The sequence below is a fragment of the Nostoc sp. genome (assembly GCF_036917155.1).
In the GTDB taxonomy this organism is placed as follows: Bacteria; Cyanobacteriota; Cyanobacteriia; order Cyanobacteriales; family Nostocaceae; genus Nostoc.
In genome coordinates, this window is record NZ_JBALDZ010000092.1 from 1 (window position 1) to 8024 (window position 8024).

9 protein-coding genes and 1 rRNA gene are annotated in these 8024 nt (G+C 40.7%); 5 read left to right on the forward strand and 5 right to left on the reverse strand.

Annotation, left to right across the window (positions count from 1 at the left end; genetic code table 11):
• Window positions 1-805: 805 nt before the first annotated feature.
• Window positions 806-1645 carry an MT-A70 family methyltransferase gene (locus tag V7K67_RS13605; protein WP_334730867.1) on the forward strand — a complete coding sequence of 280 codons (840 nt, stop codon included), beginning with the start codon at window positions 806-808 and terminating at the stop codon, window positions 1643-1645.
• Window positions 1646-1974: 329 nt separating this feature from the next.
• Here V7K67_RS13605 and V7K67_RS13610 read toward each other — a convergent pair whose 3' ends face one another.
• Window positions 1975-3342 (reverse strand): DUF3370 domain-containing protein, encoded by a 1368-nt coding sequence (locus tag V7K67_RS13610; RefSeq protein WP_334730873.1) that lies wholly within the window; start codon window positions 3340-3342, stop codon window positions 1975-1977.
• 31 nt (window positions 3343-3373) lie between these two features.
• Window positions 3374-3895, reverse strand: coding sequence for a pyroglutamyl-peptidase I family protein (locus V7K67_RS13615; RefSeq protein ID WP_334730868.1), 522 nt, complete (start codon window positions 3893-3895; stop codon window positions 3374-3376).
• A 58-nt stretch (window positions 3896-3953) separates the two neighbouring features.
• Between V7K67_RS13615 and hisH the strand changes: the two genes are divergently transcribed.
• Complete coding sequence (hisH, locus tag V7K67_RS13620) at window positions 3954-4589, forward strand: imidazole glycerol phosphate synthase subunit HisH (RefSeq protein ID WP_334711699.1); 636 nt, start codon at window positions 3954-3956, stop codon at window positions 4587-4589.
• Between the two features lie 77 nt (window positions 4590-4666).
• On the forward strand, window positions 4667-5257 hold the full coding sequence (gene rsmD / locus V7K67_RS13625) for a 16S rRNA (guanine(966)-N(2))-methyltransferase RsmD (RefSeq protein ID WP_334730869.1): 591 nt from the start codon (window positions 4667-4669) through the stop codon (window positions 5255-5257).
• A gap of 86 nt (window positions 5258-5343) precedes the next feature.
• Here the strand turns inward: rsmD and petG are convergent, their stop codons facing one another.
• Window positions 5344-5457, reverse strand: coding sequence for a cytochrome b6-f complex subunit V (gene petG / locus V7K67_RS13630; protein WP_063721252.1), 114 nt, complete (start codon window positions 5455-5457; stop codon window positions 5344-5346).
• A gap of 210 nt (window positions 5458-5667) precedes the next feature.
• Between petG and V7K67_RS13635 the strand changes: the two genes are divergently transcribed.
• Entirely contained in the window at window positions 5668-6042 is a 375-nt protein-coding gene (locus V7K67_RS13635; protein ID WP_334711701.1) for a cytochrome c, read from the forward strand.
• 485 nt (window positions 6043-6527) lie between these two features.
• Window positions 6528-7316, forward strand: coding sequence for a peptidylprolyl isomerase (locus tag V7K67_RS13640; RefSeq protein ID WP_334730870.1), 789 nt, complete (start codon window positions 6528-6530; stop codon window positions 7314-7316).
• A 6-nt stretch (window positions 7317-7322) separates the two neighbouring features.
• Here V7K67_RS13640 and V7K67_RS13645 read toward each other — a convergent pair whose 3' ends face one another.
• Window positions 7323-7874: a DUF29 family protein gene (locus V7K67_RS13645; protein WP_335166950.1), complete on the reverse strand. Its 552-nt coding sequence runs from the start codon at window positions 7872-7874 to the stop codon at window positions 7323-7325.
• Between the two features lie 56 nt (window positions 7875-7930).
• Window positions 7931-8024, reverse strand: a 5S ribosomal RNA gene (gene rrf, locus V7K67_RS34385); the annotation flags it as partial.

Genomic DNA, 8024 nt, shown 5'->3' on the forward strand with positions numbered 1-8024 from the left:
CACCGCCGAATCTAGCGCAGCGTTCCTCAGTTGCGTCAATGCTCCAACCCCCGTTTTTTTGTTAACGATCGCTTGACTTTTAAGACAGTCGCTACATTTATTTTTCTCCTCTTAAACTTAATCCGAGTTGACAAGATAAAGATTCTACGTTGTTGTCATTTTCTACAACGTTATTCATTCGCCCTACTGTTCTATCCTTTCTTCAACAACCGCCCTGGCAGAAGAGTAGTTCCTCGGTAGCCCTGGAATGTTCTTAGCGCACCACTTAACCCAATACGCTTGGGTTACAGCGCTTCCGGCTATTATGCAATACTATTTTCCTCTTACCCCTCTCCTATCATAGCTTTCAGCTTTGAGGATGTACCTCATAGCTGCCGGAAGTGCTGTAAGGCTAAAACTCTTTGTCAAATTCAATTTTTTTAACGAGTGCTGAGTAAAGAAGATTGAATACTCAGTACTTTTGCACTATGGTAAAAGCCCCGTCCGAAGTCAAGCGGAATCAACAATTCGTTTGGAGGTTGATACCCCGCCTCTTGTGGCGCGGTCTTTCATCTCAGCACTCTCTTTGCCGAGGAACTCAGCACTCTTCATAGCACTAATATTTAATGAATAGCCGAGCAAGTGAGAAAGTATTTAAACTGATAATTTGGACAAATATGGATATTTATGATGATTATTGCATTACTGTAAAAGCACGTCACGACTTACGACTATCATTTTTTTTGTAGTGATAAAAAGCATTTGACACTACAAACAGTAGGATATATAATTTAATTATAAATTTCGTAAATCTATATCCTAAAAAATGACATTTATAAGAACTAAGCAAGAAAACGGGACGAATTATTATTACATAATCGAATCTAAACGTTATAGCTCAGTCAAAACCCCAAGACAAAATCACATATATCTTGGTAAATACGAAAAAGCTTGTGAAACTATAGAAACATTAAATATACCCCAAACTCATAAAGAAGAGTTTTTAAAAAAAATTAAGGAAGAAGAAGAAAAGCTAAAAGCCAAAACTTACAATATTTCTGATAAAAGATATAACTGTATTGTTATCGATCCACCTTGGTTTTATAATCTTAGAAAAGATGACGCCACTCATAGAAACCGAATACCATACCCACCAATGAAAATAGAAGAAATACTGTTACTGCCAATTCCAGAGCTATGCGATAAACAAGGAACTGTATTATGGCTATGGTTTACAAATAATCATTTATTAGAAGCGGCAGAATGTATTAAACATTGGGGCTTTGAATTAAAAACAATTCTGACTTGGGAAAAAGTTTCAAAAAAAGGAACAACTAGAATAGGTACAGGACACTGGTTGAGAAACTCTACAGAACACTGTATTCTGGCAGTTCACGGTCATGTAACCAGCTTTTCACACTCTAAAAAATTAACCAATGAACCGACTATTTTAAAAGCACCGAGAAGAGAACATTCAAGAAAACCAGAAGAGTTTTATGAGCTAGTTAATCATCTATGTAATGGAACAAAATTGGAAATGTTTGCAAGACAAAAAAGAGAAGGATGGGATGTTTGGGGTAATGAGGTAGACAAATTTGATAACCAATCAGATGTATCACACGAGACGGCTGTAGAAGTGCAAAGATCAAGTGTCCTCCCAGTGTAAATTTCAGCCTCTAAAGAGCGTCGAATGATAATTGCTCCGTTATTCTCAAGTAGCCTCAGCGTAAGAAGATTAATTATCTTAACCAGTCTTCTGGTCTAATCAAAGTAGATATCTCCAGAAATTAAATATGCGTTATCCAGAATCCTTGTAGAGACGTAGCACTGCTACGTCTCTACATTCATTTTCACCAGATGTCTAGTAGGCTCAAGATGAAACCAGTGATTAAGGACTCCTGTTTCAAAGAATGTTTTAAGAGTTGAGATACAACGCGTATGCTGCGAGTAAGAATACTTTTTAGTTTGGTACTCCAAATCGTTGTAGGTAGTTTACTACCGACTTTCCGCCTGAGTTGACACTGTTAATACTTGCGGTGGTGTGGCATCTGGTGGATAGAGAAAGTCTACTTCTACTAAGGAGCGATCTCCTGCTTTCATATTTAATAAAACTAATGCTTCCCCTGGTTGACCTCTCTTTTGCACTAAATGCACAAACTGAGTTTGCGGCTGATTTTGCTCATCTTTGTAACGTACCCGCACCGTTCCTCGGAAGAATACTTGAGGGGCTGGTGTACTCAGAAAGCGTAATCCTGGTTTTCCCAACTGATCCTCTTTGAGTGGTGTTTGTATCGACACACTAACAGTTTGAGGACTTTGAGTATTGTTGTATAGCGGCAACTTCAGATTATATTGAATTCCATAGTTGCCATGAGCGCGATATGCGGTGTCAGGATAGCGCACCAGCATAGTAGCACTTTGAATTTGACCAGTTCCTAAGGTACCGCCATGCAGGGTACTCAGAGCGTAGGAAAACCCTTGACCAGGCTGGGGAATAGTTAGATACCTAGCTTTAGGATTATCTACTAATAAGGCTCTCCATTGTGAACCACCAGCCACTCCAGCAACACGACCATAAATTCTTGGCTTGTCAGTTCCCTCTAAGGGAGTGGGCGCTTTATCTCGTGGGCCAGCCAAATCACCATTATCTAGTAAATTTTGCCATTCTTCTAAAGTAGGCGATCGCTCACTGCCATCAGGATTCACCCGTGCAAACATAGCGAGGCTAGCTGCATAGACATTGCCATTACTTCGCAATCGGATCAATGTAGACCGACCATTAAGGGGCGGTGTCAATCCCTGCACCGGAATTGGCAAATTTAGTAACATCCGACTTTTGCCTGGTGGAATCTCAATTTGGGCAGGGAAAATCTCTTGTCGCACTCCCCGAAGCACATCAGACATGACGCGATCGCCAGGACCTGCAAAAACTTTACCTAAAAGATTTTGGCTAAAAGATGGTAACGGAATAAATGGTGCATCCGGTTGACTCAAATAACTCGCCGCCTGCAAAATATTCACCTTCACCGATTCTGAACCAGGGTTATGCAAAATTATCCCTAGATAGAGCAATCGCAAATTCTCTGCTGGTTCAGCTTTTGTAATGTGGTGAGCAAAAATATCAAATCGTCCTCGAAAGGGAAAATTCAGATGCGCCGTTGGCACTTTTTTCCCATTTGGTGGAAAGGTAGAAAGTAAAATTCCTTCTTTTAAAACCAATTCTGGACTATTGCTGTTAAACGTTGGCACTGTATCCAATTGACCTGGTAAAGGTCGGACTTCTTGTAGTTGTACGACTTCTTCAGGTGGTGGCATAGCAGGAGTTAATTGAGCGATGGGAAAAATTAGTAACAATGGCAACATATACTTAGATATTTCTTTCACCATACAGACATTAACAACTTGATGAAAGTGCCAGTTTGTTAATAATTAATACGAAATCGGCAAGAATACCCATCAAATTTTCTTGATTGAGAATCGGAACATGGACAAAAATACAACGTGCCGTGAGTTTATTTTGGCTTAAGTAGTCCAACACTGAATAGTAAAGACCCTCGCAAACAAATTTACCGCAGTCGTGGCTAATCTGAATTGCCGTGGCTCCCGCCACTAATTTTTCTAAATCAACTTCTGTCTGTAAAACAATTTCTCCATAGCTAGCAACGGCTTCCACACTTAATTGTGTACGGCTTGCAGCCATGCCACAACAGATGATGTAATCAGGTTGGATTGCATTGATTTTTTCCATTACCTGGACACTGGCAAGTTGCACGTCTACGGGTAACTGGCGTAAAAAAGTTAAGTCATGCGGTATCAGATCGAGTTTGGCAACTTCAAGTAATAAATCATCAGAAGAATTTGACTGTTGATCCTTTAGCCAAATATCAAAAGAAGTTAATAGAATTCTTTTCTTCATAACAAATATTATTTAGAATAGAAAAACCCTCCATAATAAATTTACAAGGAGCAGGTAAATGCCAGTGATTGCGGTCGTAGATTACGAGATGGGAAATTTGCACTCAGTCTGTAAAGGCTTGGAAAAAGCTGGGGCAACTCCTAATGTTACTTATTCTCCAAAGGAATTAGAGCAGGCAGATGCGATAGTCCTACCAGGAGTGGGAGCATTTGATCCAGCAGTGCAACACCTGCGAGCGCGTGGTTTGGAACAACCGATTAAAGAAGCGATCGCATCTGGTAAACCTTTCTTAGGAATTTGTTTAGGATTGCAAATTCTCTTTGAATCAAGTGCAGAAGGTACCCAACCAGGACTAGGAATTATCAAAGGAAAAGTGCGGCGGTTTCGCTCAGAACCCGACATTACTATTCCTCATACGGGTTGGAATCAGCTGGAAGTGACTCAACCAAAAAGTATTTTGTGGGAGCATTTACCGTCCGATCCTTGGGTGTATTTTGTCCATTCCTACTATGTTGACCCAATAGACCCGCTAATCCGTGCAGCAACTGTCACTCACGGGACTCAAACCGTCACAGCTGCGATCGCCCATGAAAACCTGATGGCAGTCCAATTTCACCCCGAAAAATCCTCTAATATCGGCTTGCAAATCCTGTCTAATTTCGTTGCTCAAGTCCGCGAAAAAATTCCTGCCTAATATTCTTTTTGTCATTTGTTCTTTGTCTTTTGTCTACAATTGATGACCAATGACTAATGACTAATGACTAATAACCAATGAGTTTGAGAATTTACGGCAATCGCCAGCTAAAAACTTTACCAGGAAAAGAAACTAGACCCACTAGTGCGCGGGTAAGAGAGGCAGTATTTAATATTTGGCAGGGAGAAATCGCAGGTTATCGCTGGCTAGATTTATGCGCTGGTACTGGCTCAATGGGCGCAGAGGCTTTGTGTAGAGGAGCCAGCCTAGTAATGGGAATAGAACAATCGAGCCGAGCCTGTGCCACTGTCCAAGAAAATTGGCAGCAGGTAGCTAATGCCGACCAAGAATTTCGGGTATTACGGGGAGATATTACCCAGCAGTTAAAGACTTTATCAGGCAAGCAATTCGATAAAATTTACTTTGATCCACCTTATGCCAGTGGATTGTACCAACCAGTATTAGAAGCGATCGCTCACCATCAACTTTTAGATCCTAGCGGCGAAATCGCAGTTGAACACGCCTCACAAGGTTGGACACCACCAGAGATTCCCGCTTGGGAAATTTGCCGCCAGAAAGTCTACGGCAACACATCACTTACTTTCTACAGAATTTGGAGTGAGGGATTAGGGGCAGAGAAGGGAGATGAGGAACAATATAATTCCTAACTCTTGTACAGACGCGATTAATCGCGTCTCGACTCCTAACCCCTAACTCCTAACTCAGCACTCAGCACTCAGCATTGGGTAATCCCTCATCCTCCCAACTGATTGGGGCGCTTGTATTGCTTATAGGCAGCGTAAAACAGTCCGGCAAGGGTGACAAAAACTAGACCAAGGACAATACCTGATAGCAGGGGTTCAACCACTGGAAATCTCCTCTTTGTAATGATTAAATATTCGTTGCCTATTTTTGATTTTACCAAATTTCGTATGAATCCTGCGCCCTACAGCCTTTTTGAAGGGCAACTGCCCACAAGAAAATAGTCTTCTGTGCTTGCAGACACGATCAAGAACTTTTAAGCTATGTGTAGGAAATGAAAACTTTTTAGCACACCTAGACTTTCACAGCAAACCTTTTGGATAACCAGATTACCAAACCTGAAATATTGATTCAGCGGATCGTTTTATTGACGCTGGCCATACTGCTAGCAGTCCCTTTGGGCTTTTTTGGTGTTCAGTTGGTTCAAGCCTCCGATCCATACGTCAAGAGCGTTCTATCCTTAACAGGAAACTCAATTCAAGGACATGCGATCTTTCAAATTAACTGCGCTGGTTGTCATGGCTTGGAAGCAGACGGACGAGTGGGCCCCAGCTTGCAAGGTGTTTCCAAGCACAAGTCTCGCTATGGACTGATTCACCAAGTGATCAGTGGCGAAACACCGCCAATGCCAAAATTTCAACCTAGTGCCCAAGAAATGGCGGATCTTCTGAACTATTTAGAGTCTTTATAAACCTGAGAATTTTTGGTTGCTGGATAGACAAATCCCTCATGGAAAAAGCAGCATAGGTTGTGCTGTCTTTCTCTATCTCTAACAACTTTTAATAGATCCAGGACTTAAGGCTTGTCATTACTCACATTCTTTTACAACTGGCGATCGCTTTCAAATCAGATTACATAACCCTGATTCTTGCGTGAATATTCTCAATAAAAATTTATAAATGAGAATCATACTTAAACTTTAAAACCCAAATTTCATCAGCCTTCTAAGAGATGCGGGTAATGACAAGAGGTTTAAGCAGCATATTTGCGTAGAATCTTTGATAAAAACTCACATAAACTGTATATTTTTAAGTATGTTAGCAAGTAACTATTTAATTATTGTGAAAGTGAAGTTAGCATAACTAACTCGTTAAGATTAAGGTAAAAGCTCTTAATAAATGGGCTATGGTATAGCTTCTTTAACAAACTAGATATTCTTAAGATGCCTGAAAGCTAATGAATGAAGCGATCCAAATCGGTAATCGTACAATCGCAGCTAGTGAATTGATTTCCTTGCTGGCAAGTTACCAAATGCTGCCACAGTTGCAGCGTGAATTGATCATCGATGAGGCAATAGAGCAAAACTCACACCTTGCGAAAGTAGCAATAGAGTGTACACCTGAGGAAATAGCCCAAGCTAAACAGCAGTTTTACGCTGAAAAACAGTTCAAAAATGAAGAAGACATCCAGGCTTGGATGGCACATCAAGGGCTGACTTCCGATCAACTAGAAGTCATTACCACTCGTAAGCTGAAAATTGAAAAATTCAAGCAAACTACTTGGGGTAACAAACTAGAATCTTACTTTTTTCAGTCCAAGACAAAACTGGACAAAGTAATTTATTCCCTACTGCGAACCCAAGATGTGGGAATTGCCCAAGAACTCTACTTCAGGATTCAGGCAAAAGAAAACTCTTTTGCTGACTTGGCGCGGGAATACTCACTCGGGCCAGAAGCCCAAACTGGCGGTTTAGTTGGCCCGATTGAACTGAATGCACTACATCCTGTAATGGTACAAATGCTCTCTAGCAGTCAACCAGGTCAGATATTGCCCCCTACACGCATCGCTGAATGGTTTGTGATTTTGCGGCTGGAAAAATTTATTCCGGCACAACTGGATGAATTTATGAAAGTACGCCTGCTGAATGAACTCTTTGAAAGCTGGCTACAAGAACAGCAAAAGCAAATCATGTCTGCACCACAACAGGAGGTGGGCAGGGGACGACAGGGAGAATCCCTCACATAATCATTTTTACTTACCTTCTTGCCACTCTTGACCACCAGGTAACTCACTCAACATCTCATCAACAGCACCAGGTAAAGACTTTTGAGAATTTGTATAAGTCAAATTTAAAAAATCTTTTCCTACTGACATAATCAGTGTTTTTTCTACCATTGCTTGTAGTCGCTTAGGTGTATACAAACCATCAAAAATTTCAGCAGATGCAGGATCGATTGCTGCATCATAAGCAGCATCCAGCAAATCCTCCCATTCACCTTGTTTCACATAATGAGAAGTCTTATTATCCTGTAAATTTAAATCTTGAATTTCTAAAATCGAGCCTTTAATAGAAGCTACCCAGGAATTAGTTAATTTTTGTTCAACCTGATTTTTAATCAAATGAATAATAAGCCTGATGAGAAAACTCCTAATATTTCGGATATAACTCTTTCGACTCATTAACTCCAACTCATCAACAATTACTAAAGCATCATCATAACGTCCATCAAGAATAGACCTTCTTAAATCCCAAAGTTCTTGAGTCATAAGCCATAGCAATTTATCCAATCCTAAATTCAGCATAAACTAAAACCCCCTAGCTGTTATGAGAGCTAGGGGGTTTTAGTTTGTATAATGAAACCTGGCATCGAGCTATTTTTGCGTAGGGCTACCCCTAAACTATCGTGGCCGCAGCAGCGTTTCACCTCTGAGTTCGGGAAGGGTTCAGTGTGG

Coding starts and splice junctions, on each gene's coding strand:
- V7K67_RS13640 (WP_334730870.1), top strand. CDS start 6,528: ATGAATGAAGCGATCCAAATCGGTAATCGTACAATCGCAGCTAGTGAA.
- V7K67_RS13605 (WP_334730867.1), top strand. CDS start 806: ATGACATTTATAAGAACTAAGCAAGAAAACGGGACGAATTATTATTAC.
- V7K67_RS13645 (WP_335166950.1), bottom strand. CDS start 7,874: ATGCTGAATTTAGGATTGGATAAATTGCTATGGCTTATGACTCAAGAA.
- hisH (WP_334711699.1), top strand. CDS start 3,954: ATGCCAGTGATTGCGGTCGTAGATTACGAGATGGGAAATTTGCACTCA.
- rsmD (WP_334730869.1), top strand. CDS start 4,667: ATGAGTTTGAGAATTTACGGCAATCGCCAGCTAAAAACTTTACCAGGA.
- V7K67_RS13615 (WP_334730868.1), bottom strand. CDS start 3,895: ATGAAGAAAAGAATTCTATTAACTTCTTTTGATATTTGGCTAAAGGAT.
- V7K67_RS13610 (WP_334730873.1), bottom strand. CDS start 3,342: ATGTTGCCATTGTTACTAATTTTTCCCATCGCTCAATTAACTCCTGCT.